Origin of the sequence: Stenotrophomonas bentonitica (assembly GCF_013185915.1) — a bacterium.
GTDB classification, from domain to species: Bacteria; Pseudomonadota; Gammaproteobacteria; order Xanthomonadales; family Xanthomonadaceae; genus Stenotrophomonas; species Stenotrophomonas bentonitica.
The window spans coordinates 59,037-81,002 of the sequence record NZ_JAAZUH010000005.1; the positions used below are offsets into that span (position 1 = coordinate 59,037).

The following is a 21,966-nucleotide window of genomic DNA, read 5'->3' on the forward strand; positions in this document are numbered from 1 at the left end:
AGGGTCGGAAAAATGAAAAAGGCCGGGGCATGCCCCGGCCTTTTTTTTGTTTCGCGTTCCGTTACCGGCGGGCGGCTTCGCTTTGTTCGCGGGTCTTGCGGAACTCCGAACCCTCTTCCCAATGCGGCCAGCGGCGGCTGTTGGCCAGTTCGGCGCCCAGGTCGTAGACCAGCAGGGTGTCGGCGGCGTGGCCGGCCGGGTCCCAGGTGGGGGTCCAGGCGTCGCAGGCCTGGTGGTAGCAGTCGGCGAAGTACTTCTCGCGCAGTGCCTTGCCGGCTTCAACGCCCCCTTCCAGCTTGTCCAGGCCCGGGCCGATGGTGATCGCCGGCACGCCCAGGCGGGCGAAGGCGAAGTGGTCGGCGCGGTAGAAGAAGCCCGCTTCCAGGTTCGGGTCGGGGCTGTAGCTGCGGCCACGGGCCTTGGCCACGCGCTCCAGGTCCCCTTCCAGCGAGACGCGGCCCTTGCCCCACGAGGCAATGTCGCGGGTGGGGCCGTCCGGGCTGAACATCTCGATGTTGATCACCGCGGCGGTCTTTTCCAGCGGCGCCAGCGGATGCGCGGCGTAGTAGTTGGCACCGAGCAGGCCCTTTTCTTCAGCCGTGAGCGCCACGAAGTACAGCGTGCGCTGCGGCTGCGGGCCGGCCGCGAACACGCGGCCCAGCTCCAGCACGGTGGCTACGCCGGTGGCGTTGTCGATCGCGCCACGGCGGATCCGGTCGCCCTTGGCGTCGGGCTGGCCGATGCCGAACGCGTCCCAGTGCGCGGAGAAGATCACCGCTTCGTCGGCGTGCGCGCCGCCCGGCAGCTTGGCCACCACGTTGCGGGTGACCACCTGCTCGCGCTTGATTTTGAACTGCGCCGACAGCGTAGCGTCGCCCAGCACCACCGGCTGGAAGCCAGGGGTCATGGCCTTGCGCTTCTCCGCTTCGAAATCCAGCCCGGCGTCGCGGAACACCTGCTCGGCCACCGAGCGCTGCATCCAGCCACGCAGCGGAACGTGCTGCGCCAGCGCCTGCTCCGGGGTGCGTTCGATGTCGAACAGCGGCGAGGTGCCCGAGCTCTTCACCGTGGCCCAGCCGTACGCCGCCGGGGCGGTTTCATGCACGATCAGCACGCCCTGCGCGCCACGCCGCGCCGCTTCCTCGAACTTGTAGGTCCAGCGACCGTAGTAGGTGACCGCCTTGCCGTCGAAGGCGCCGGGGCGTTCGGACTCGAAATCGGCGTCGTTGATCAGCATGACGGCGATCTTGCCGTGCAGGTCCACGCCCTTGTAGTCGTCCCACTGGCGCTCGGGCGCGTCGATGCCGTAGCCGACGAACACCAGCGGTGCATTCCTGATGTCCACCGACGCCTGCGGGCGCAGGCTCTGCATCGTCACATCCACGCCGTTTTCCAGCGCGCGCGCCTTGCCCTTCTGGCGCAGCTCCGCGCGCACCGGGCCGTCGACCGAGGCACGCACCATCGGCACCGGCTGCACCCAGCTGCCGTCCGGGCCGCCCGGCTGCAGGCCGGACTTGCGGAATTCCTCGATCAGGTACTGCACGGTGCGCTCTTCGCCGGGCGAGGCCGGGGCGCGCCCTTCGAACTCGTCCGAGGCCAGGATCCGCACGTGACGCGACAGCGCTTCGGGGTCGATGCCGCCGCCCGGCAGGTCATTGGCCGCGTGGGCCAGCCCGCCGACGAACAGACAGGACGACAACAGCAGCATGCGCATCGGATTCACGGCAGACACCAGAAAAAGAACGGAATGCCAAAGTGTAACGTGACACTTCAGTTACCGTGCACGCCTCAGCGCCGGTCGCGGTCCAGCCAGCAGGCCAGGCCCTGTGCGTTGAGCTCGATATCCATGGCGAGGATGCGCTCCACTGCGGCATCGTCCAGGCGGCAGCCGTGCGCCTGCGCGCGCTCCAGGTACAGCGCGGTGAGTGCTGAAACCAGGCAGCGGTGGCGATCAGGACGCTCATCGCACTGGCGACCGATCTCCACCATCGCATCGATCTGCTCCACCAGGTCGGCAGCCAGCGCGGGTATGCCCTCCACGCGACCGTAGTGGGTGAGATACACCGCCTGCGGCTCCAGTGCGAGCAGGCGCGCGATGGACTGCTTGAGCGGTTCGGGGTCGAACTGCACCGGCGAGGAGGTGGGCACGATGAAGGCGCCACGGGCGCTGTCCAGCTCGCGGTAGGACAGGCCGAAGGTGTCGCCGGTGAACAGGCTGCGGCTGCGTTCGTCCCAGACGCACAGGTGGTGGCGCGCATGCCCGGGCGTGTCCAGGCACAGCAGGCTGCGTCCGGCCAGGTCGACGCGGTGGCCGTCTTCGGCAATCACGATGCGCGCGGCCGGCACCGGCAGCACCGGGCCGTAGCTGCGCGCGATTTCCTCGGCGCCATAGACTTCGGTGGCACCGGCGACCAGGCGGGTGGGGTCGATCATGTGCGGTGCGCCGCGCGGGTGCACCACCAGCGTGGCGTTGGGCAGCTGCTGCATGAGCAGGCCGGCGCCGCCGGCATGGTCCAGGTGCACATGGGTGAGCACCAGCCAGTCCACCTGTTCCGGGGTGCAGCCCGCACGTGCCAGCGCGGCAAGCATGGCCGGTACGGCCAGGCCGGTGCCGCAGTCGATGAACGCGGCGCGGCCGTGTTCGACGATCAGGTAGGCGGCGTCGAAGTCATTGCGCTGGAACGCGGTATCGATGGTGAAAATGCTGGGGTCCACGTACATCGGCTCATCCCTGGCTGAAACGGTATGCCTGCCCAGTCTAGGGCGAACCGGCGGCCGACTTCGATGCGGCTTTGGTCGCACGCTGGGCCAGCCAGCTGCCGCGCAGCAGCAGCGCGGCCACCATCACCCCCAGGAACGCACCGTAGGCATACAGCACCGCGAGCACCTGGCGCCAGATCGGGCCGGCGTCGCTCTGCACCACACCGATATGGTGGCCCCACAGCATGGCGGCAATGCTGAGCACGAACGCCAGCACCAGCGCGGCGCTGTCGAACAGGCGCCGCGCGGTGTCGCGCGGCTGGCGGGGGAACATCCAGTACAACGTGCCCAGCAGGATGAACCAGGGCAGGAACAACACCAACGACAACCAGGCCATCGTGTTTCCTCCGTTGACGATTCCATCGACCAGCGGTCGATGGCTACCGCACGCGCCGCATCAGGCGGCCTGGTCGCGCAGCTCCTGCAGCGCGGCCAGCACCACGTCTACTTCCGCTTCCAGCTTGAACAGCTCGCTCTGCAGCTGGTCGCCCTGCTCGGCCTGCTTGAGCACGCCGATCAGCTGGCCCGCATCGCGCGGGGAATCGAAGGCTTCGCTCTGGATCAGCAGCGTGCCGTCGCCGGCCTGCAGCTTGAAGTAGAAGCGGCCGTCCTTTTCGCGGTACTGCTTGAACAGCGGCGGTGCAGCGCGCGCCACGCCACCGTCTTCCGCGGCGATGCTGCCGGCAGTGGATAGGTCGCGCAGGCCCACGGCGTGGCGCAGCTCCTTCAGCAGCGGAATGGCGTACTGCTCGCGCAGCTGCTGGCCGCGACGACGCAGCAGCGCTTCGATCTTCTCCGGCTCGGCCATCAGCGCGTCGTAGCGCTCGCGCAGCGGGGTCAGTTCGGCGTCGATGCGCTCGAACAGCTGCTGCTTGGCGTCGCCCCAGCTGATGCCGTCGGCGAAGGCCTGGGCGAACGCCGCAGTCTGCGCCGGGCTGGCGAAGGCCTGGTACATCTGGAACAGCGCCGAGCCTTCGGTGCTCTTGGGCTCGCCCGGTGCGCGCGAGTCGGTCAGGATGGAGAACACCAGCTTCTTCAGTTCCGCGCGCGGGGCGAACAGCGGAATGGTGTTGTGGTAGCTCTTGCTCATCTTGCGGCCGTCCAGGCCTGCCAGGGTGGCCACCTGCTCGTCGATCACCACCTCCGGCAGCGGGAAGTATTCCTTGCCGTACACGTGGTTGAAGCGCTGCGCGAAGTCGCGCGCCATTTCGATGTGCTGGATCTGGTCACGGCCCACCGGCACCTGGTTGGCCTTGAAGATCAGGATGTCGGCGGCCATCAGCACCGGGTACATGAACAGCCCCGCGCTGATGCCGGCGTCTTCGTCCAGCTGTTCTTCGCGGTTCTTGTCCACCGCCGCCTTGTAGGCATGGGCCCGGTTGAGGATGCCCTTGCTGGCGATGGCGGTGAGGAACCACATCAGCTCGGTGGTTTCCGGAATGTCGCTCTGCCGGTAGAACCAGACCTTGTCCGGGTCCAGCCCGCACGCCAGCCAGCTGGCGGCGATCTCCAGGGTCGAGCGCTGGGTCCGCTCCGGCTCCTGCGCCTTGATCAGGCTGTGCAGGTCGGCCAGGAAGAAGAAGCTCTCGATGTCCGAGGCGGCACTGGCGGCAATGGCCGGGCGGATCGCGCCGACATAATTGCCCAGGTGGGGGGTGCCGGAGGGGGTGATACCGGTGAGAACGCGGGTGGTCATGTGGGAATCATTACAGGCAGTTGAACGCCCCCAGTTTACCTGCCCGCGCGCAACCCCGTTGGCCGGCCCGGCGCGTTGAAGGTCATACCCAACCGCGAAGGCCCCTGCCATGAAACGCCTGACCCTGCCCCTGCTTGCCGTGCTGGCCCTGTGTGGCTTCAAACCCGCCGTTCCGCCGCGTGCCGACGCCGGTCCGGTCACCCTGAGCCTGGTCGACCGCGACCAGCAGCGGGAACTGCCCACCTGGCAGCACCGCGGCCAGCGCTGGGTGGCCGGCAGCCAGGGCACGCCGTATGCGGTGCGCCTGCGCAACAACAGCCCCGAGCGGGTGCTGGTGGTGCTGTCGGTGGACGGCCTGAACGTCATCAACGGCGAGGTGGCCTCTCCCGACCAGACCGGCTACGTGCTCGAGCCGTGGCAGAGCGCGGACATCACCGGCTGGCGCAAGTCGCAACGGGATGTGACGCAGTTCGTGTTCACCAGCCCCGGCAACAGTTACGCCGACCGTACCGGGCGCCCGGACAACATTGGCGTGATCGGCATCGCGGTGTTCAACGAGGCCCAGCGCTGGGTGCCACCTACCCCGCGCGCGCCGCCGGTGGCACGGGAAAAGAGCCGGGTGCAGGCGCAGGCATCGGCTGAAGCGGCCGCCGACAGCGCGATGCCCTCGGCCCGGGCCAGCGGCTCAGTGGCTGCTGCACCGGCGCCCGCGCTGGGCACTGGCCACGGCCAGCGCGAAGCGTCGTATTCGGGCAGCACCACCTTCGAACGCGCCAGCCGCCTGCCAGCGCAGCGCGTGGACATCCGCTATGACAGTGAGCGCAACCTGGTGGCGCGGGGCGTCATTCCGGCCCGCTACCGCGGCGGCGAGCGTGGCCCGCAGGCGTTTCCCAACAGCTTCGTGCCGGACCCGCCCGCCTACGGCTGGCGCTGAGCCGGACGGGTACGGACGCAAAAAAACGGGCCGCGATGCGGCCCGTTCCGGTTTCATACCCTCGTCGCGGTACTGCACCGCGCTGGCCCGCGCTGCGGGTCAGTGGAAATCCGGGTAATCCTTGCGCATGGAGGCTTCGAAGTCCTTGACCTCGCTTTCGGCGCGATCGCGCGCCCAGCCATAGCGCTCCTGCAGGCGGCCCGCCAGGTATTCGGCATTGCCTTCGGCCACCTTGAAATCGTCATCGGTCAGGTCGCCCCACTTTGCCTGCGCCTTACCCTTCAGCTGCGTCCACTTGCCGGAAATGATGTCTTTGTTCATGGGTTCGCGTCCTGTAGTGCAACGGCAATGTCGCCGCAGAAACAGGATGCAATAACGCGTGTTTTCAGGCGGTCAAGCGCGGATGAAGCGCACGCTCACTTCATTGAATGGAAGAAGCAGCGGCGGAAATCGCACAAAAAAATGGCCGGGAAATTCCCGGCCATTCTTCGTTGCATGCCAGCACGGGGCTGGCTGCATCGCTGGATCAGTTGCCCTTGGCGGCGTCTTCAACCGACTGCCCGGCCTTCTGCACATCCTTGCCGGCGCCGGCAACGGTGTTGCAACCCGACAGCATGGCCAGCGAAACCATCGACAACAGCATCAGTGCAATAACACGCTTCATAGGGTTCTCCTGATTAGTTCAACGTCACTACCGAATTCCGGCCCCACCTGCCTCTGGCAGATCGCGGTGGCATTGCCCCCGCGTGATGTGCAATCTGGGGTCTGGCGCGTGCAATCGATGTGAACGCGGTGCGCGGCTGTTCAGCCACGCGCCGGGAACCGGCCGGGAAGGTCAGTCGCGCATCAGGGTGGACTTGCCGAACAGGCTCTCCACCAGGTCCACCGCCAGCGACCCGGTGGCGTTGTGGTCGTCCAGGATGGGGTTGAGTTCAACGATGTCCAGCGAGCCCATGCGGCCGGTGTCGGCGATCATTTCCATCACCAGCTGCGCCTCGCGGTAGTTCACCCCGCCCGGCACCGTGGTGCCCACGCCGGGGGCGATGCTGGGGTCCAGGAAGTCCACGTCGAAGCTCACATGCAGGTGGGTGTTTTCATCCACGCCCTCCAGCGCCGCTTCCACCGCGCGCTTCATGCCGACTTCGTCGATGTAGCGCATGTCGTACACATCGACCTTGTGCTGCTTGATCAGGCGCTTCTCTTCCTGGTCCACCGAGCGGATGCCGATCTGGCGTACCTGCTGCGGCGAGATCGCCGGGGCGTCGCCGCCCAGCCGGGTCAGCGCGTCCGGGCCCAGCCCGCACAGGCAGGCCACCGGCATGCCGTGCACGTTGCCCGAGGGGGTCACCTCGCTGGTATTGAAGTCCGAATGCGCATCCAGCCACAGCACGCGCAGGCTGCGGCCCTGCTCGCGGCACCAGCGCGCCACGGCGGTGATCGAGCCGATGCCCAGGCAGTGGTCGCCGCCGAGCATGATCGGCAGGCGGCCGGCCTGCAGCTCGGCGTAGGTGGCGTCCATCAGCAGGCGGTTCCACTCCACCACTTCGTCCAGGTGGCGGTAGCCCTCGACCGGCAACGTCCACGGATTGCGCGGGCCCACCAGGTCGCCGCAATCGCGCACGTCCACGCCGCGCGCCTCCAGCGCTTCGACGAGGCCGGCGATGCGCAGGGCTTCCGGGCCCATGCTGGCGCCCCGGTGGCCGGCACCGATATCGGTCGGCACGCCGATCAGGGACACCGCAGGTTGACGCTTGCTCATGCTGACTCCACACACACGGAAAATCAGACCAGTCTAGTGACGGTGCCGCCGAAACACGCGCGGCGGCGCAGCAGTCCGGCGTGAAAGCCTTATGTGTCAATGGTTTGACACATTGCAAAGGCGCGGGCGGTTCATCTTACGTTACCCGTTTTGGCGAAATTTACGTGCTACATTTCACACTTCTTCGCAGTACTGATTGACTAACCCGCAACGGGCTGGTCCGTCTTTCGTTTTGTCTCAGGGGGCAGTACGTGCAGCGCAGCACCATCCACCAGATCGTCCGCAATGCCAGTGGCGAGAGCCAGCCGGCCCGGCAGTTGTATGACGTGGCCGCCATCGAACAGGTGTTCCAGCAGTCGCGCGAGCGCGAACGCGGGCTGAGCCTGCTGATGCTCTCCACCGCCGACGGCCGCGCCGTGGCCGAAGATTCCTCGCTGGGCGTGGACGGTCGCCGCCTGGCGGCGATGGCCAATTCGTTCCTGACCCTGGGCGAGACCGTGTCGCGCGAACTGGCGCTGAGCGATGCGGACTACGCCACCATCTGCACCAAGCTGGGCAACGTGGTGCTGATCCGCATCACCGCCGACAAGCCGCTGACCCTGACCGCCGTGGCCAGCCACGAGGTCAACATGGCCGTGCTGCTGTTCCATGCGCGCGAGTGCGCCAACCGTCTTGATGCCGTGCTGCGCGACCGCGCGGCCTGAGCCCCTCCGATTTCGTTGTGCCCTTCCGGCAGGCCTTCGCCTGCCCCTCCCACTGCCTGAAGTAAAAAGGATTTACGTGCCCAATCTCAATCTGGAAAAGCTCAATTCGCTCGCCGGTTTCGTCGGCGCCGCCCTGGTCGACGGTGACAGCGGCATGGCCCTGGCCATGGTCGGCGGCGGCAACATCAACCTGGAACTGGCTGCGGCCGGCAACACCGAAGTGGTGCGTGCCAAGCGTCGCGTGGCCGAGTCGCTGGGCCTGTCGGACACGCTGGAAGACCTGCTGATCACGCTGACCACGCAGTACCACCTGATCCGTCCGCTGGAAAGCAACCCGCTGCTGTTCCTGTACGTGGTGATGGACCGCAGCAAGGCCAACCTGGCCATGTCGCGCCACGAACTGAAGGCCTTCGAAAAGACCCTGGACTTCAGCTGATCGACGCTGCAACGGCCGCGCCGCGGCCGTTGCACCCGTTCTGCGCCACACCCCCATGAATACCCCCACCCGTTCCTTCCGCATCGCCGCCGCAGGGCTGGACGTGCTGCACCAGACCCGCCTGAAGCTGGCCAGTTCGATGCTGCTCGCCGAGCGCATGGACGTGGTGCTGCAGCCGTGGTCCGCCGACAGCTGCGACCTGCTGGTGATTGGACTGGACCATGCCGATTCGGCGCGCGCGCTCAGCGAAGCGCACGCATTGAACGTGCCGGTCCTTTCCATCGCGCGCCGCTTTGCCGACCCGGCGCCTGGCCGCCTGCCGCACGGCGCCACCGTGCGCGCCATCAACGAACAACTGTCCAGCCTGCTGCTGGCCGCGCCCAGCGTGGAGCGCCCGGTGCAGGGCGTGCCGTTGCTGCTGCAGCTGGCGGCGGCCGGCGGCCCGGCATTGCACCTGCTGCAACGCGGCGGCATCACCGTGCTGGTGGATACCGCAACGCGCAGCATCGCGCTGGCGCCGTCGACCACGTTGGCCGATGTCGTGGCGCAGCTGGATGACATCGCTTGGTCGGCCGAGGCGATCGATGCCTCCACCTTCCAGCACCAGTATGCGTATCGACTGCCGCAGCGGCATTCGTTCGAAACGCTGTATTTCTGCATTGCGCGCCATCGTCCGGAGCTTCTGGCGCCGGTGGCCGAGCACACCGCACTGAAGCTGCGCCATTGGCCCGACCTCACCGCAGAGGACGTGCCCGGCACCTGGCTGCTGGCCATCGCCTGCCTGCATGCGCGGCCGTGGCAGGCGAATGCACTCGCCGCCGCTTGCCAGATCCCGCGCCACACGGTGCAATCCCTCTTCTGCGCTGCTGTTGCCAGTGGCCTCGCACTGAACCAGGAGCCTGCCGTGACACCTCCTTCCCGCCGCCGCGATGCCGGTGACTCACGCTTCTTCTCGTGGGTGGCGCGTCGTTTCGGACTGAACCTGTTCCAGGGGAATTCGGCATGAGCCTGCCCGCCAACAAGCTGGTGTTCGTCGGCAGCATGGGCGCCGGCAAGACCACGGCGGTGCGTGCAATCTCCGACGTGGAGCCGGTCAGCACCGAAATGCCGATGAGCGGCGATGCGATGGGCGACAAGGTGGAAACCACCGTTGCACTCGACTACAGCTCGATCGAACTGGACGACGGCGAACTGCTTCACGTGTACGGCGTGCCCGGCCAGCGCTACCTGGACTTCATGTGGCCGATGGTCTGCGAAGGCGCGCTCGGCGTGATCGTGCTGGTCAGCGCTGCACACCCTGACCCGGTGGCTTCCACGGTGGAGCTGCTGCAGGAGTTCTCGCGTATCGCACCGGACGCAAGCCTGGCGGTGGGCGTGACCCGTACGGACGAACACCCCGCCCTGCTCATTCCCGAATTCCGCAATGCGCTGTTCGACGCCAGCCACCGGCTGCCGGTCATGCGCGTGGACGCGCGCTCGGCCACGCAGGTGACCTTCCTGGTGAAGTCGCTGCTGTCGTATCGGTACGCGGAAACGAAGTGACGTTAGGCGTTGTCTATCAATTTCCGGCAAACCATTGATTTAATTGAATGGTCAAACGTCCAATACGTGGTATGTTGAACCCAGATCTGACCGGCGGCCCGTCCGCCCAGTAGGATCTACCCCGGCACCGAATGGTGCCCTTTTTCTTTTCTAAAGCCTGACGATCCCTTCCGGATTCTGAGCGCTGGCAGCCCTGCAGAGAATTGGGGCGAGGCGGTCGAAGTAGTGATTCCCCCTTTTCTACGCATGTAGCCGTTCGGAGCGAGCTGCTGATAGAGCAGGTATGCGCACAGGTCTGCGGACTGGATCATCAACGAGTGCCGCGAATCCCGATAGATCGGGTCTTCCAGGACGCGTGCCAGCTCCAGCGATCTGTAACCACCCTGCTGATTTGGTACAGGGTTGTGGCGACGCATTCTTCGAAGCAGTTGCGTGAGCTTCTTCTGTGGATCGCCATCCGCGAAGACCATTCCGCGTTCCTGGGTCCCTGCAGGTCCGCGGAAGTTCTGGAACGCGATGGTGTTTTCGAAGCGCTGGATCAGCGCCTGCCATGCCTTCTCAAAGGGGTCGTATTCGGCCGGTTTCCCCTGTTTGTCCACCACGATGTGGATCAGATCCACTGCGGGGAGGCTGGCAAGTTGATCGGCATAGTGGCGAAGGATGGCCAGACGATCATGCTTGGCGATCCGCTTCAGATCTTCGGACCCCAGTCCGAATAGAGCTGCATGCACCTCTTCCCTGAGCTTCAACTCGAAGTGATCGCGGATGCGCAGTCGGAAGGCCACCAGCGCTTCCAGCGTGGCCCGCCAGGCCCGTTCGTGTACGACCACTCCTGCCAGCACGAAGTATCTGCTGGGTGAGTTCACCATGCCTGGATCGCCGCTCTCGTCGACGTACATCAAGTACACGCAGCTTCCCTGGTTCGCCCGTGGCGAACTGACGAATTGAACAGGGGAGTTTCGAGGACGCCCCCGGGAAGCGCCAATCGAAATTTCGCAGCACAATGACGAACGCCCAAAGGGCGCATCTATCGATAAGGCAAGGAAGATGGTGCCGACACCCGGATTCGAACTGGGGACCTACCGCTTACAAGGCGGTTGCTCTACCAACTGAGCTATGCCGGCAAAGGCATCGCGGCGGCGTGGCCGGCGCGGAGGGCGATTCTAGCGCAAGCCTGCGCATTCCAGCGAGCGTTGCTGGGCGGCACCGCTGCGCTGGCGGGCGGCGCTGGGGGTGGCCTGGTTGGCCAGGGCGGCGTCGACCCACCATTGTGCGCTGCCTTGGCTGCCGCCGACCAGGCGGGCGCTGAAGCCGGCCGCGCTCAGGGCGGCCAGGCGGCGTTCGGCGCCTTCGCGGTTGCGGTACTGGCCCAGCGCGATGGCGTTGGCGTCTTCGCCCTGGGCCATGATGTAGTAATCGCTGATGCCGGCGGCGGCAATGCGCTTGACCGTGGCCTGCGCTTCTTCGCGGCTGGCGGCGGCCGGCATCATCACCCGGTAGGTGCTGCTGGCGCCGGGCCTGGCCGTCTCACGCAGGCGCGAGCGCTGGACCAGCGCGCCGGCCTTGGACTGGGCAGCCATGGCGGTGTCGCGATCGGCAAACGGGCCGAGGCTGATGCATTGAAGCGGGCCGGGGGTGGGAGCCGGGGCCGGAGGTGGCGTCGCGGGTGTGGGCGCAGCGGGGGCGGCCGTGGGAGCAGCAGCCACGGAGGCAGTTTGCACCGGCGCGGTTGCGGGCGGTGCAGGCGGCCGGGCAGAGCCCGGCGCTACTTCGGAGGCCGGCTTTTTAGCGCCGTTGGTGGCCGCCGGGGTGGCGTCGGTCAATGCGGCACCTGCGGCAACCGGGGCTTCTGCTGGCGCGCCTGCCGGCGCGGCGGCCTTCGGCGTGTCGAGCAGCTGCAGTTGCGCCACGCCGGTGGGTGGGGCTGCGGGCGGTGCGGGCGCAGCGTCGCCGCGCAGCATCCACCACAGCGCAACGCCTACGTTGAGGATGGCCAGTACGACGATCAGGGCACGGGTAAGCATGCGGCGATCCTACCGCGCCGCCGGTGGCTGGTGCACCGCCCAGCGCGCGAGACCATCCAGCACCAGCGCCGGCTGGAACTGCGCGTCGCCCAGCAGCGGCAGCAATGCGGGCGCACCACCGCCATGGACCAGCAGCGCCGGCACCGCGCCCAGCGTGGTGGCCGCCTGCATGCGGCTGCGTTCGATCAACGCCACGGCGGCGCCGTCGCAGCCGGAGGCCAGCGCATCGGCGGTGTCATTGGCGAATTCGCTGTAGTCGCCACCCAGCGCGGGCAACTGCACCGCGCGCGCATGCAGGGCTTCGCGCATGGTGGTGGGCGAGGCCGCGATGCGTCCGCCATGGTGCTGTCCGTCCGCGTCGAGCAGGTCGATGGTGAGCGCGGTGCCCACCCCGGCCACCAGCACGGCCTGGCCGCGTTCGGCCGCGGCGATCAGCGCCAGGTAACGATCGACGCCGAACTTTGTCGGATCCGCATACGCGATGCGCACGCCGGCGCAACTGGCTTCGGTGCGGGCGACCCGTACCTCTTTGAAGCGTGCGCGCAGTACCTCGAGCATGCTGGCGGTGAGCGACGCAGCGGCCACGCTGGCCACATACGCGGTGTCGCCGCTGGGCAGCAGCGCGAGCGCATCGGCCGGCATCGCTTCGGCGCCATGCGGCCACGCCTGCACATCGCCCGCGCGGTTGCCCTGCAGCGGTGCGAACTTGAAACGGGAATTCCCCAGGTCGAACAACCAGTCGCTCATTGCGCCCTCACGCTGACTTCCCCGGCATGGAACACGCGTTCGCTGCCGTCGATGCGCACGCGCAGCGCGCCATCGTCGGCCAGCCCCAGTGCCTGCCCTTCATGCAGCACGCCACCATCGTCCACCCGTACGTTGCGTCCGGCCAGACTGTCCAGCGCAGCGTAACGCGGCAGGAACGGCGCGAGACCGTCGCGTTCGAAATCATCCAGCGCCGGCAGCAGTGCGGTCAGCAGCCAGGCCACGACGTCATTGCGGCTGACCTCGTCGCCGAGCAGCGTGGCCAGGTCGGTCCACGGCTGGGTGATTTCGACCGCGAACGCGGCCGGCATGCGCACGTTGATGCCCAGCCCGATTACCGCGCGTGCCGGGCCGGCGAATTCGCCGCCGCCTTCCACCAGCAGGCCACCGAGCTTGTGGCCGTCGACCACGATGTCGTTGGGCCACTTCAGGCCCACGTTGGCCACGCCGTGCGCGCGCAGCGCCTCGGCCACGGCCACGCCAGCGACCAGGCTCAGCCCGCCCAGTCGCGACAGGCCACCGGCGAAACCGCGCAGCACCGACAGGTAAACGTGGGCCGCCAACGGCGAGGCCCAGGCCCGCCCGCGTCGGCCGCGGCCGCCGGTCTGGCGCTCGGCCAGCAGCACCCGCGCGCCGCGCTCTGGCGCGCTGCACCGCAGCAATTCTGTATTGGTCGACCCGACCGACCAGGACACATCCAGGCTTTCCAGCCCGGCCTGCTGCGCGGGGGGCAGCGCATTCAGGATCGCAGCCGCGTCCAGCAGGTCCAACCGCTGCTGCAGCTGGTAGCCGTCGCCGGCACGCCCATCCACCTCGATGCCGGCCGCCCTAAGTCCTTGAATCCGCTTCCAAATGGCGGCGCGGGTCTGGCCCAGCTCGCGCGCCAGCGCGTCGCCGGACAGTCGCCCGGCGCCCAGTTTGGCCAGCAGTTGGCGGTCGTCCACGGCAGCTTCCATCGGTTGATCGGGAAAAGTATGCGGGAAAGCGGCCGAACGCGCTTTTCGGGGGGCTTCCAATCGACGCCGTGAATCGGGCTAGAATCGAAGATTGACCGTTTTCGCCCCTTCACGGACTTTGACGATGCGCCACGCCCATTGCCTGATCCTGCTGTTGGCTCCCCTTGCCGCGCACGCGTCCGATGCGCTGGCCAGCTCGAGCCGGGGCGGTTGCGTGTATTCGGCAGCGGAAAGCGAGCGCCCGGCCCCGGCTGCGGCACCGGCAGCCCCGGCGCCGGCCACGGTCAAGCCCAGCGCAGCTGCACCAGTGAGCACCGGCGGTGGCGGCGACGATGACGTGATTCCGCGCCTGCGTGCGCCGAAATGGCACAGCTTCCTGCCGGGCATGTTCCGCTGATCCAGTCGTTGTTGCGCTGGCTGCGGTCCGCACCGCGCCCCATTCCCGAAACGTCCTGGCAGCGCACCTGCCAGCGCAGCGCGTGGCTGCGCGGCTTGCCGGCCGATCGCCGGCAGCGCCTGCGCGAATTGTCAGCGGCATTCCTGCACGACAAGACCATCACGCCGATCGGCGGGCTGCAGCTGGGCGACGACGATGCCGTGCTGATCGCCGCACTGTGCTGCCTGCCGCTGCTGGAACTGGGCGAAGTGGGACTGCGCGGCTGGTCGCAGGTGCTGGTCTACCCCGAAGGCTTCATCGTGCCGCAGAGCGAGATGGATGAAGACGGGGTGCTGCACGAGTGGGAAGAAGAGGCCATCGGCCAGGTCTCGCACAACGGGCCGCTGCTGCTGTCCTGGCATGACGTGCAGGCCGAGCTGAAGCACCCGCATGAAGGCGCCTGCGTGGTGGTGCATGAAATGGCGCATCGGATCGATGTGCTGGACGGGGTGCTTGATGGCACCCCGCCATTGCCGCGCGATTGGCAGAAGCAGTGGGCGGCCGATTTCCAGCAGGCCTTCGATGCGCTGTGCGCGCAGGTGGACGATGGCCAGGAGACGGTGATCGACCCGTATGCGGCCGAAGCGCCGGATGAGTTCTTCGCGGTGGCGACCGAGTACCACTTTTCTGCGCCGGACCTTCTGGAGCAGGAAATGCCGGCGGTGGCGGCGCATCTGCGCAGGTTCTACGGGGCGCCGCCCGCCTTCTAGACCCCGATCAGGGGCCCGGCGGCAGCTTCACTTCAAACCGCGCGCCACCCAGTTCCGGCGAGCGCTTCACCTGCAGTTCGCCGCGATAGTCCTTGATCAGGTCCTGCACGATCGACAACCCGATCCCGTGGCCCTGCACGCGTTCGTCGCCGCGCACGCCACGCTGCAGCACCTTGGCGATGTCTTCCGGCGCGATACCCGGGCCGTCATCGTCCACCGAGAGCAGCAACCCGGCGCGACGCACGCCCCGCTCGGTAAGCGGCTTGGCGGTCAGCAGCACGCGGCGGTTGGCCCACTTGAAGGCGTTCTCCAGCAGGTTGCCGAGCAGCTCCTGCAGGTCGCCCGGCTCGCCGTGGAAGCGCGCGGCCTCGTCGATATCGAACTCGCACAGCACGCCCTTGGAGGCGTACACCTTTTCGAGACCCCGCACGATTTCCTCGGCATTGGACTCGATCGGCAACGGCGCCGAGAACAGCTTGTGCCCGGACGATGCCGCGCGCGCCAGCTGGTAGCCGACCAGGTTGTTCATGCGCCGCAGCTGGACGTCGAACTCCTCGCGTAGGTCCTGGTCCTGGGCACCGCTGTCCAGCTGCGTGCGCAGCACCGCCAGCGGGGTTTTCAGGCTGTGCGCCAGGTCGGCCAGCGTGTTGCGCTGGCGCTCGAGGTTCTCGCGCTCGCTTTCGATGAAGGCGTTGATGCTGTCGGTGAGCGGTTCCAGCTCGCGCGGGTGGCGTTCGCTCATGCGCTCGGTTTCGCCGCGCTGGACCTTGGTCAGCTCGGTGATCACGCGCCGCATCGGGCGCAGGCTCCACTGCAGGATCACCGTCTGCAACAGCAGCAGGATCAAGCCAGCGCCGCCCATCCAGAACCAGACGCGACCACGGAACACGCGCAGCTGCGCGCCGAGCGCGCGCGAGTCTTCCATAACGTAGATGGTGTACGGGAACTCGGTGGCGGGGTCGGCGTCGGCGTCCCACACCAGGCCCAGGCCGTAGCGGTACACCGAGCCCTGGCTGCCGTCGATCTGGATCATCGGCAGCGGGCCTTCGAACACTTCCTGGCGCGGGGCCAGCAGGCCGCCGCCCACGGTGGGCAGCATCGGGCCTTCGGCGGACATCGAGTTGCCCTTGCCGTCCGGCATCACCACCTGGAGGTACAGCCCGCTGCCGGGCACGTCGAAGCGTGGATCCGGCGGCTGCTCGCGGATGTACAGCGAGCGGTCGCGGGTGAAATCGATGCCGGCCGCGTACGCGGTGGCGTAGTTCTTCAGCCGCTCGCGCAGGTTGGCGCGGGCGGTGTCGGCAAATGCGGCGTCCAGTGCATAGCCGGCGATCGCCAGGAAGGCGATCAGGCTCACACTGGCGGCCAGCAGCTGGCGCGCCTGCAGGGAGCGCGGCCGCCAGCGTTTAAAGAACCACAGACGGCCTGACATCATCCCATCACCGCACTAGCGGCTCAGCCCTCGTTGCTGCGCGGAATCGCGAAACGGTAACCACGGCCACGCACGGTTTCGATCGGCTTGAGCTCGCCGTCCGGATCCAGCTTCTTGCGCAGGCGGCCGATGAACACTTCCAGCACGTTCGAGTCGCGGTCGAAATCCTGCTGGTAGATGTGTTCGGTGAGATCGGCCTTGGAGACCAGTTCACCGGCATGCATCATCAGGTATTCGAGCACCTTGTACTCGTAGCTGGTGAGGTCCACGTTGCTGCCTGCAACGCTGACGGTCTGCGCGGCGAGATCCAGCGCGACCGGGCCGCATTCGAGGGTGGGCTTGCTCCAGCCGGCAGCGCGGCGCAGCAGCGCGTTGACGCGTGCCAGCAGCTCTTCGACGTGGAACGGCTTGACGAGGTAATCGTCGGCGCCCTGCTTGAGCCCTTCGACCTTGTCCTGCCAGCTCGAGCGGGCGGTAAGGATCAGCACCGGGAACTTCTTGCCCTCGTCGCGCAGCGCCTTGATCAGTTCCATGCCCGACATCTTGGGCAGGCCCAGATCGATGATGCCTACGTCGAACGGCACTTCGCGGCCCATGTACAGACCTTCCTCACCGTCCTGTGCGGCATCGACGGCAAAGCCTTCGCGCTTGAGCCGGGCTGCAAGGGTTTCCCGCAGCGGGGCTTCGTCTTCGACCAGAAGGATACGCATGAACTCTCCCTAGTGTCCTGGGTGTGGCCTGGGGCCAGTGGCTAACAGATGACTGCGGACAACTATCCCCGTTCAGGGGTTATCGCCGCGTAGTGATGACATATCCGAACGCGGCGTGCGGGGCTGTGAACGCGGCTGGGCAGGGTCGTCCATGTAGCGGACCCGGCCCCGGTCATCCATGTACTTCACCCGGTTGATGTCCCGCCCGTCGAATGGCACCCGTTCGGCGCCCAGGATGTGGCCGCCGGTGGTGCGCTGGACCCGGCGCACCGCGTCGGACAGGGACCGCTCCTGCGGGGCACCACGGGACGCCCGCACCATCTCGCCACGGGCCGGATCGGGCTGCGGGGCCTGGGCACCCGCGCTGCCAATGGCAGCAAGGGCACAGGTCGCCAGCACGGCGGCAACGGCAATTCGACGATGGCGGGGCACGGAGAGCATCAGGTCTGATCCTAGCGGAGCGCGTCAAAACGTTCAAAAGTTGTGAATCGTCAACCGTCGGCCTGGGCCGGCGCTTTACGAATCTTTTGCAAATTCTTGGTTTTACGCAGTGAATCCGGTCTGAACTTTTCCGACCCCCGCCTCGCTTCGTTCATCTAAGTGAACCTTGCCGGGTCTTGCTGGGCGGTGTCAAGCCGCGACGCGTTCGGCCTGGTCGCGGGTGATGGTGAGCGCCTGCTCGATCAGCGCCCAGTCGGCGCCGGGGCGGTGTGCGCCCTCGCTCAGCACCTGGCGGAATGCGCGGCCGCCCGGCTGGCCGTGGAACAGGCCCAGCAGGTGGCGGGTGATGTGCTTGAGGGCCAGGCCGCGCTCCAGCTGCGCCTCGATGTAGGGGCGCATGGCGCGCAGCAGCGCCTCGCGCGACTGCAGGGGCGCGCCGGTCTGGGCCGCCTCCAGCTGATGCAGCACGTAGGGGTCGTGGTAGGCCGCGCGGCCCAGCATCACCCCGTCCAGCGCCGGCAGTTGCGCCTGGGAGGCCTCCACCGTGGCCAGGCCGCCGTTGAGGACAATCTTCAGGTCCGGGCGGTCGGCCTTGAGGCGGTGCGCCCAGTCGTAGCGCAGCGGTGGCACTTCGCGGTTTTCCTTCGGCGACAGGCCCTTCAGCCAGGCGTTGCGGGCGTGCACGACGAACATCGCGCTGCCGGCGTTGGCGGACTGATCGACGAAGTTCACGAAGGTTTCGTAGTCGTTGTCTTCATCCACGCCCAGGCGGCATTTCACCGTGACCGGGATGTCGACCGCCTCGACCATGGCCGCCACGCACTCGGCCACCAGGGTGGGTTCGCGCATCAGGCAGGCACCGAAACGGCCGGCCTGCACCCGGTCGGAGGGGCAGCCGCAGTTGAGATTGACCTCGTCGTAGCCCCAGTCCTGTGCGATTTCCGCCGCCTGCGCAAGCAGGGCCGGATCGCTGCCGCCAAGCTGCAGGGCGAGCGGATGCTCGCTGCCGTCAAAGCCCAGCAGGCGCTCGCGGTCGCCGTGGATCACGGCGTTGGCGTGGACCATTTCCGTGTACAGACGCGCGCCCGGGGCCAGTATCCGGTGGAAGACGCGGCAATGGCGGTCCGTCCAGTCCATCATTGGAGCAACGGACAGGCGCAGGGAAGCGGCGTAGCGGTCTGCGGGGGCGGCAGGCAGGGTCATGGGGTGTCGGGTCTGGCAAGGAAGTGCTGGGTTTGCCAGCGCGATCAATAGTTTACACCGGAGGCCTGAACCGGGCCGGGGATGGCTGGAGTGGGACGTACGTCAATGACGCATGTACGCCAATGACGTACTGTGCGTTACAGCGCTCCGTGTCCTCCGGAACGCCCCCGACAGGGACCGCAGCTTTGACCAAAAAATTCTTCGTCGATTTGATGGACAGCGTCACGCAAGCGGAAGAGATCCTTCAGGGGAAGCGTGCGCCCTCGCGGGTGTTGCATGTCAGCCCGGTGCAGGTCCGCGAAATACGCAAGGCCACCGGCCTGTCCCAGCAAAACTTCGCACGCATCATCCACGTCGACGTGGGCACTTTTAGGAACTGGGAGCAGGGCCGCCGGGATCCGACCGGCCCCGCCCGTGCTTTGCTGCACGTCATTATGAAGAACCCAAAGGAAACGCTTCGGGTTCTTGCAGAAGCCAGCTGATAGGCTTCCAGGCTGCGCTTTTGGATTCAGCGGGGAGGCCAACTGTCAGCTCGCACGGTGAGAACTGACACCAACTCAATTCGCACATGCTCTCTGAGGCCGCCCTGCCCGTTTACAACCTCCACGCTGCGCGGTTTGTTTGATGGGCCATTGGCAGTCACATCCATGGCCTGGTCCAACAAGGGTTGGCCCGAGTGTGACGAGCCCCGCCAGAGCATGAGGTGCAGTCGATCCGGAACGTTGCCCTCTGAATGACCGGGCATCATCCGGTTGACGCCCAGCGTGTAGCGGTCACTTTCACTGTCGCTTATCGATACTTCCGCACGGCCCGCGGCGGGCATTCCCAGCACTGGGGCCATCACTTCCCTTCCATCGATTGATACCTTGAATGACATGACTTGCATTTCCGGGGCCGAGTCGACCGCTTGAACCGACGTTGAGGCAGCACTCATCAGCGTGGCGCCTGCCAGGATGTGCTTCAAGAATGGATACATGACTCCGCCTTGGTATGTGTAACCAAAGAAGGGCAATCTACTTTCAAAGGTCGCCTTCCCTCTTCGATGGTCGTCACGGATCCCGATAGGATTTTCCGGAATTCACCATGAGTTTTCTAAACCGCTCCACCTACGACAGCTCGACCGAACAGGGCGTCCTGCGGCTTTCGATCGCAGCCTCTTTCGGGGTCGCGGCTACAGCCGTGGCCTTCGGGCTTTTCGCCAACTCGTCGCTCATCATCTTTGACGGCATCTATGGCCTGATCGATGTGGTGATGACCTGGCTATCGCTGCTGGTGGTGCGGCTTATCAGCTTGTCCACCAACGTGGACGCGCTGCAATCCCGCTTGAACCAGCGCTTCACCATGGGCTTCTGGCACCTGGAGCCGATCGTGCTTGGGGTGAGCGGCACGCTGATGATCTGTGCGGCGTTGTACGCTGCAGTCAACGCGGTGGATGCACTGATGTCCGGGGGCCGTCAGATTGCGTTGGGACCGGCGATCATCTTCGCGGTAGTCTCCCTCATTGCCGAAGCAGCCATGGCGTTGTTCATCCGCCGCGCCAACCGGACCATCGGTTCGGAGTTCGTCCGATTGGATGCGAAGAACTGGATGGTGGCTACCGCGATGTCCGCCGCCTATCTGGTGGCCTTCGGGGGCGGCTGGTTGCTGGGTGACACCGAATGGGCGTGGATCGTGCCTTACATCGATCCAGCCATCCTGCTGGTGGTCTGCATGTTCGTGGTGGTAGCACCGCTGGGCACGGTGCGCCAGGCGCTGTCGGACATCCTGCTGATCACCCCGGTCGACCTGCAGGCCCATGTTGACGAAGTGGCACGCGGAATCGTTGCCAAGTACGGCTTCATCGAGCATCGCAGCTACGTGGCGAAGGTCGGCCGAGGCGATCAGATCGAGCTGTTCTTTGTGGTACCAGCGAGCGACCCGCCGCGACAGCTGGTCGAATGGGACAAGCTGCGCGATGAGATTGGTGAGGCGCTGGGCGAGGAGTCGACCGATCGGTGGTTGACGATCATGTTCACCACTGACCGCGAGTGGACCATTTAGGCCTGGTACGCGCTACGCCGCCTGAAGCCCCTGCTTCCACTGCCGCGGCGACTGCCCCGTCTGCGACTTGAATGCCCGCGACAGCGCCGCCTCACTTCCATAGCCCACATCAATCGCAATGCGCTTGAGTGGCTGGCCTTTACGCAGCGCCTGCTGGACCAGGCGTGTGCGCCAGCCCTGCAGGTAGTGGCCGGGGGTGCTGCCGATGGTGTCGCGGAAGCTGTCGGCGAAGTTGCTGCGCGACATGCCGGCGCGTTGGGCGAGCAGTTCGAGCGTCCAGTCCTGGGCGGGCTCTTCGTGCATGGCCACCAGCGCGTGGCGCAGGCGGGGGTGGGACATGCCGGCGAGCAGGCCGACGCGGAGCTGGCCGCTTTCCATCAGCGCGCGCAGGATCTGGATCAGGACGACTTCGAACAGCCGGTCGAGCAGCGCTTGGCGGCCGCAGCGCTGGGCGAAGGCTTCTTCGAACAGGACCGAGAGGATCGGCTGGCCGCCATAGAGCTCCTGCAGGGGCAGGCAGATCACCGGCGGCAGCGCGGCTGCGACCGGGCTGTTGCCGCCGCCTTCGAACTGCAGGTGGGCACAGGCGAAGTCGGCGCCGGCCTCCGGGTCGGTCAGGAAGCGGTGCGCCATGGGCCGTGGGTAGACCAGCACGCTGGGCTCGGTGATCTCGAGCACGCTGCCGTCGGGATGCTCCACGCGGACGTGGCCGTTACGGATCAGATGCAGCTGACCACGCTCGCCTTCGGCCGGCAGGTCGGTGATGCCGCACAGGGCGCCGGCGTGGAAGACCTCGGCGTTGACTGCGAAGCGGCCGAGCAGGGATTGCAGGCGGTCGACCATTTCGGACTCCAGATCAAGTTTTCTGGACCTTATGTTGCCACACGTCCGCCCGGGAGGCGCAAAGTACACCTCACCAACCGGTCCATCCCGTTCACAGCCAGGAGATTCCAATGTCGATTGAAAAGGTTCTTTACACCGCCCATGCCACCGCCACCGGCGGCCGCGAAGGCCACGCCACCTCGTCGGACAAGGTGCTGGACGTGCAGCTGTCCACCCCGCGCGAGCTGGGCGGCGCTGGCGGCCCGGGTACCAATCCGGAGCAGCTGTTTGCTGCCGGTTACTCGGCCTGCTTCCTGGGCGCGCTGAAGTTCGTTGCGGGTCAGGCCAAGGTCGCGCTGCCGGCTGAGACCAGCATTACCGGCAACGTCGGCATCGGTCAGATTCCGACCGGCTTCGGCATTGAGGTGGAACTGCAGATCAACGTGCCGGGCCTGGACCGTGCGCAGGTGGAGGAGCTGGTGCAGAAGGCGCACATCGTGTGCCCGTACTCGAACGCTACCCGCGGCAATATCGATGTGACGTTGACCATCGTGTAAAAAAAATTGGCGGATGCCGGTCGAAGACCATGCATCCGC

27 protein-coding genes and 1 tRNA gene are annotated in these 21,966 nt (G+C 66.6%); 10 read left to right on the forward strand and 18 right to left on the reverse strand.

Translation table 11 applies throughout. From position 1 onward, the window contains the following. Positions 1-61 precede the first annotated feature (61 nt). The 4 genes from HGB51_RS19790 to HGB51_RS19805 form a co-directional block, all read right to left on the reverse strand. On the reverse strand, positions 62-1,714 hold the full coding sequence (locus tag HGB51_RS19790; protein WP_070208551.1) for a M28 family metallopeptidase: 1,653 nt from the start codon (positions 1,712-1,714) through the stop codon (positions 62-64). Positions 1,715-1,788: 74 nt separating this feature from the next. After that, a complete protein-coding gene (locus HGB51_RS19795; protein ID WP_070208550.1) occupies positions 1,789-2,721 on the reverse strand; it encodes an MBL fold metallo-hydrolase in 933 nt (310 codons plus the stop codon). A gap of 37 nt (positions 2,722-2,758) precedes the next feature. Next, positions 2,759-3,097: a hypothetical protein gene (locus HGB51_RS19800; RefSeq protein ID WP_070208549.1), complete on the reverse strand. Its 339-nt coding sequence runs from the start codon at positions 3,095-3,097 to the stop codon at positions 2,759-2,761. Positions 3,098-3,157: 60 nt separating this feature from the next. Next, positions 3,158-4,456: a tryptophan--tRNA ligase gene (locus HGB51_RS19805; RefSeq protein WP_171966945.1), complete on the reverse strand. Its 1,299-nt coding sequence runs from the start codon at positions 4,454-4,456 to the stop codon at positions 3,158-3,160. Positions 4,457-4,565: 109 nt separating this feature from the next. Here HGB51_RS19805 and HGB51_RS19810 point away from each other — a divergent pair, with 109 nt between their 5' ends. Next, the gene (locus tag HGB51_RS19810; protein ID WP_070208477.1) at positions 4,566-5,390 is read left to right on the forward strand and encodes a hypothetical protein; all 825 of its coding nucleotides are present in this window, start codon (positions 4,566-4,568) and stop codon (positions 5,388-5,390) included. A 99-nt stretch (positions 5,391-5,489) separates the two neighbouring features. Here HGB51_RS19810 and HGB51_RS19815 read toward each other — a convergent pair whose 3' ends face one another. The 3 genes from HGB51_RS19815 to rocF form a co-directional block, all read right to left on the reverse strand. After that, complete coding sequence (locus HGB51_RS19815) at positions 5,490-5,711, reverse strand: CsbD family protein (protein WP_070208476.1); 222 nt, start codon at positions 5,709-5,711, stop codon at positions 5,490-5,492. A 205-nt stretch (positions 5,712-5,916) separates the two neighbouring features. Further along, a complete protein-coding gene (locus tag HGB51_RS19820; RefSeq protein WP_068848583.1) occupies positions 5,917-6,054 on the reverse strand; it encodes an entericidin A/B family lipoprotein in 138 nt (45 codons plus the stop codon). A gap of 171 nt (positions 6,055-6,225) precedes the next feature. Beyond that, positions 6,226-7,149 (reverse strand): arginase, encoded by a 924-nt coding sequence (rocF, locus tag HGB51_RS19825; RefSeq protein WP_070208475.1) that lies wholly within the window; start codon positions 7,147-7,149, stop codon positions 6,226-6,228. A gap of 251 nt (positions 7,150-7,400) precedes the next feature. Between rocF and HGB51_RS19830 the strand changes: the two genes are divergently transcribed. The 4 genes from HGB51_RS19830 (at position 7,401) to HGB51_RS19845 (ending at position 9,831) form a co-directional block, all read left to right on the forward strand. Next, positions 7,401-7,853 carry a roadblock/LC7 domain-containing protein gene (locus tag HGB51_RS19830; RefSeq protein WP_070208474.1) on the forward strand — a complete coding sequence of 151 codons (453 nt, stop codon included), beginning with the start codon at positions 7,401-7,403 and terminating at the stop codon, positions 7,851-7,853. A 76-nt stretch (positions 7,854-7,929) separates the two neighbouring features. After that, a complete protein-coding gene (locus tag HGB51_RS19835; protein WP_070208473.1) occupies positions 7,930-8,289 on the forward strand; it encodes a hypothetical protein in 360 nt (119 codons plus the stop codon). 55 nt (positions 8,290-8,344) lie between these two features. Further along, the gene (locus HGB51_RS19840) at positions 8,345-9,295 is read left to right on the forward strand and encodes a hypothetical protein (protein WP_070208472.1); all 951 of its coding nucleotides are present in this window, start codon (positions 8,345-8,347) and stop codon (positions 9,293-9,295) included. Continuing rightward, positions 9,292-9,831 (forward strand): GTP-binding protein, encoded by a 540-nt coding sequence (locus tag HGB51_RS19845; protein WP_070208471.1) that lies wholly within the window; start codon positions 9,292-9,294, stop codon positions 9,829-9,831. Before HGB51_RS19840 ends, HGB51_RS19845 begins: the two co-directional genes overlap by 4 nt. Before the next feature lie 116 nt (positions 9,832-9,947). Here HGB51_RS19845 and HGB51_RS19850 read toward each other — a convergent pair whose 3' ends face one another. The 5 genes from HGB51_RS19850 to birA form a co-directional block, all read right to left on the reverse strand. After that, complete coding sequence (locus HGB51_RS19850) at positions 9,948-10,730, reverse strand: DUF3800 domain-containing protein (RefSeq protein ID WP_141739171.1); 783 nt, start codon at positions 10,728-10,730, stop codon at positions 9,948-9,950. A gap of 149 nt (positions 10,731-10,879) precedes the next feature. Continuing rightward, a tRNA-Thr gene (locus tag HGB51_RS19855) sits at positions 10,880-10,955 on the reverse strand. 39 nt (positions 10,956-10,994) lie between these two features. Beyond that, positions 10,995-11,855, reverse strand: a complete 861-nt coding sequence (locus HGB51_RS19860; protein ID WP_070208469.1) for an SPOR domain-containing protein — start codon at positions 11,853-11,855, stop codon at positions 10,995-10,997. 9 nt (positions 11,856-11,864) lie between these two features. After that, a complete protein-coding gene (locus HGB51_RS19865) occupies positions 11,865-12,602 on the reverse strand; it encodes a type III pantothenate kinase (RefSeq protein ID WP_070208468.1) in 738 nt (245 codons plus the stop codon). Further along, entirely contained in the window at positions 12,599-13,564 is a 966-nt protein-coding gene (gene birA, locus HGB51_RS19870; protein WP_070208481.1) for a bifunctional biotin--[acetyl-CoA-carboxylase] ligase/biotin operon repressor BirA, read from the reverse strand. The genes HGB51_RS19865 and birA overlap by 4 nt, the downstream gene beginning before the upstream one ends. A 136-nt stretch (positions 13,565-13,700) precedes the next feature. Here birA and HGB51_RS19875 point away from each other — a divergent pair, with 136 nt between their 5' ends. Beyond that, entirely contained in the window at positions 13,701-13,973 is a 273-nt protein-coding gene (locus HGB51_RS19875; RefSeq protein ID WP_070208467.1) for a hypothetical protein, read from the forward strand. After that, entirely contained in the window at positions 13,940-14,722 is a 783-nt protein-coding gene (locus HGB51_RS19880; protein ID WP_070208466.1) for a M90 family metallopeptidase, read from the forward strand. The genes HGB51_RS19875 and HGB51_RS19880 overlap by 34 nt, the downstream gene beginning before the upstream one ends. Positions 14,723-14,729: 7 nt before the next feature. Here HGB51_RS19880 and HGB51_RS19885 read toward each other — a convergent pair whose 3' ends face one another. The 4 genes from HGB51_RS19885 to dusA all read right to left on the reverse strand — a co-directional run bounded on the left by HGB51_RS19885 (position 14,730) and on the right by dusA (position 18,508). Then, positions 14,730-16,154 (reverse strand): ATP-binding protein, encoded by a 1,425-nt coding sequence (locus HGB51_RS19885; protein ID WP_070208480.1) that lies wholly within the window; start codon positions 16,152-16,154, stop codon positions 14,730-14,732. Positions 16,155-16,177: 23 nt separating this feature from the next. Further along, the gene (locus HGB51_RS19890) at positions 16,178-16,864 is read right to left on the reverse strand and encodes a response regulator transcription factor (protein WP_070208465.1); all 687 of its coding nucleotides are present in this window, start codon (positions 16,862-16,864) and stop codon (positions 16,178-16,180) included. A 72-nt stretch (positions 16,865-16,936) separates the two neighbouring features. Beyond that, a complete protein-coding gene (locus tag HGB51_RS19895) occupies positions 16,937-17,305 on the reverse strand; it encodes a hypothetical protein (protein WP_070208464.1) in 369 nt (122 codons plus the stop codon). 189 nt (positions 17,306-17,494) lie between these two features. After that, a complete protein-coding gene (dusA, locus tag HGB51_RS19900; protein WP_070208463.1) occupies positions 17,495-18,508 on the reverse strand; it encodes a tRNA dihydrouridine(20/20a) synthase DusA in 1,014 nt (337 codons plus the stop codon). Between the two features lie 185 nt (positions 18,509-18,693). On the opposite strand from dusA, the gene HGB51_RS19905 reads away from it, so the two are divergent. Further along, positions 18,694-18,990, forward strand: a complete 297-nt coding sequence (locus tag HGB51_RS19905) for a helix-turn-helix domain-containing protein (RefSeq protein WP_246233714.1) — start codon at positions 18,694-18,696, stop codon at positions 18,988-18,990. 26 nt (positions 18,991-19,016) lie between these two features. On the opposite strand, the gene HGB51_RS19910 is transcribed toward HGB51_RS19905, so the two are convergent. Further along, the gene (locus tag HGB51_RS19910) at positions 19,017-19,484 is read right to left on the reverse strand and encodes a hypothetical protein (protein WP_070208462.1); all 468 of its coding nucleotides are present in this window, start codon (positions 19,482-19,484) and stop codon (positions 19,017-19,019) included. 107 nt (positions 19,485-19,591) lie between these two features. Here HGB51_RS19910 and HGB51_RS19915 point away from each other — a divergent pair, with 107 nt between their 5' ends. After that, positions 19,592-20,548 carry a cation diffusion facilitator family transporter gene (locus tag HGB51_RS19915; protein ID WP_070208461.1) on the forward strand — a complete coding sequence of 319 codons (957 nt, stop codon included), beginning with the start codon at positions 19,592-19,594 and terminating at the stop codon, positions 20,546-20,548. Positions 20,549-20,560: 12 nt separating this feature from the next. Here HGB51_RS19915 and HGB51_RS19920 read toward each other — a convergent pair whose 3' ends face one another. After that, complete coding sequence (locus tag HGB51_RS19920) at positions 20,561-21,391, reverse strand: AraC family transcriptional regulator (protein ID WP_070208460.1); 831 nt, start codon at positions 21,389-21,391, stop codon at positions 20,561-20,563. Between the two features lie 110 nt (positions 21,392-21,501). Between HGB51_RS19920 and HGB51_RS19925 the strand changes: the two genes are divergently transcribed. Then, complete coding sequence (locus tag HGB51_RS19925; protein ID WP_070208459.1) at positions 21,502-21,927, forward strand: organic hydroperoxide resistance protein; 426 nt, start codon at positions 21,502-21,504, stop codon at positions 21,925-21,927. Positions 21,928-21,966: the final 39 nt, after the last annotated feature.

Excerpts from the sequence above, each read along its gene's own strand:
- HGB51_RS19795 (WP_070208550.1), bottom strand. The coding sequence starts at position 2,721 with ATGTACGTGGACCCCAGCATTTTCACCATCGATACCGCGTTCCAGCGC.
- HGB51_RS19895 (WP_070208464.1), bottom strand. The coding sequence starts at position 17,305 with ATGCTCTCCGTGCCCCGCCATCGTCGAATTGCCGTTGCCGCCGTGCTG.
- HGB51_RS19920 (WP_070208460.1), bottom strand. The coding sequence starts at position 21,391 with ATGGTCGACCGCCTGCAATCCCTGCTCGGCCGCTTCGCAGTCAACGCC.
- HGB51_RS19845 (WP_070208471.1), top strand. The coding sequence starts at position 9,292 with ATGAGCCTGCCCGCCAACAAGCTGGTGTTCGTCGGCAGCATGGGCGCC.
- HGB51_RS19925 (WP_070208459.1), top strand. The coding sequence starts at position 21,502 with ATGTCGATTGAAAAGGTTCTTTACACCGCCCATGCCACCGCCACCGGC.
- HGB51_RS19890 (WP_070208465.1), bottom strand. The coding sequence starts at position 16,864 with ATGCGTATCCTTCTGGTCGAAGACGAAGCCCCGCTGCGGGAAACCCTT.
- HGB51_RS19875 (WP_070208467.1), top strand. The coding sequence starts at position 13,701 with ATGCGCCACGCCCATTGCCTGATCCTGCTGTTGGCTCCCCTTGCCGCG.
- rocF (WP_070208475.1), bottom strand. The coding sequence starts at position 7,149 with ATGAGCAAGCGTCAACCTGCGGTGTCCCTGATCGGCGTGCCGACCGAT.
- HGB51_RS19800 (WP_070208549.1), bottom strand. The coding sequence starts at position 3,097 with ATGGCCTGGTTGTCGTTGGTGTTGTTCCTGCCCTGGTTCATCCTGCTG.
- HGB51_RS19850 (WP_141739171.1), bottom strand. The coding sequence starts at position 10,730 with ATGTACGTCGACGAGAGCGGCGATCCAGGCATGGTGAACTCACCCAGC.
- HGB51_RS19915 (WP_070208461.1), top strand. The coding sequence starts at position 19,592 with ATGAGTTTTCTAAACCGCTCCACCTACGACAGCTCGACCGAACAGGGC.
- HGB51_RS19910 (WP_070208462.1), bottom strand. The coding sequence starts at position 19,484 with ATGTATCCATTCTTGAAGCACATCCTGGCAGGCGCCACGCTGATGAGT.
- HGB51_RS19865 (WP_070208468.1), bottom strand. The coding sequence starts at position 12,602 with ATGAGCGACTGGTTGTTCGACCTGGGGAATTCCCGTTTCAAGTTCGCA.
- HGB51_RS19880 (WP_070208466.1), top strand. The coding sequence starts at position 13,940 with ATGGCACAGCTTCCTGCCGGGCATGTTCCGCTGATCCAGTCGTTGTTG.
- HGB51_RS19810 (WP_070208477.1), top strand. The coding sequence starts at position 4,566 with ATGAAACGCCTGACCCTGCCCCTGCTTGCCGTGCTGGCCCTGTGTGGC.
- HGB51_RS19860 (WP_070208469.1), bottom strand. The coding sequence starts at position 11,855 with ATGCTTACCCGTGCCCTGATCGTCGTACTGGCCATCCTCAACGTAGGC.
- HGB51_RS19885 (WP_070208480.1), bottom strand. The coding sequence starts at position 16,154 with ATGTCAGGCCGTCTGTGGTTCTTTAAACGCTGGCGGCCGCGCTCCCTG.
- HGB51_RS19805 (WP_171966945.1), bottom strand. The coding sequence starts at position 4,456 with ATGACCACCCGCGTTCTCACCGGTATCACCCCCTCCGGCACCCCCCAC.
- dusA (WP_070208463.1), bottom strand. The coding sequence starts at position 18,508 with ATGACCCTGCCTGCCGCCCCCGCAGACCGCTACGCCGCTTCCCTGCGC.
- HGB51_RS19840 (WP_070208472.1), top strand. The coding sequence starts at position 8,345 with ATGAATACCCCCACCCGTTCCTTCCGCATCGCCGCCGCAGGGCTGGAC.
- HGB51_RS19790 (WP_070208551.1), bottom strand. The coding sequence starts at position 1,714 with ATGCGCATGCTGCTGTTGTCGTCCTGTCTGTTCGTCGGCGGGCTGGCC.
- HGB51_RS19820 (WP_068848583.1), bottom strand. The coding sequence starts at position 6,054 with ATGAAGCGTGTTATTGCACTGATGCTGTTGTCGATGGTTTCGCTGGCC.
- HGB51_RS19815 (WP_070208476.1), bottom strand. The coding sequence starts at position 5,711 with ATGAACAAAGACATCATTTCCGGCAAGTGGACGCAGCTGAAGGGTAAG.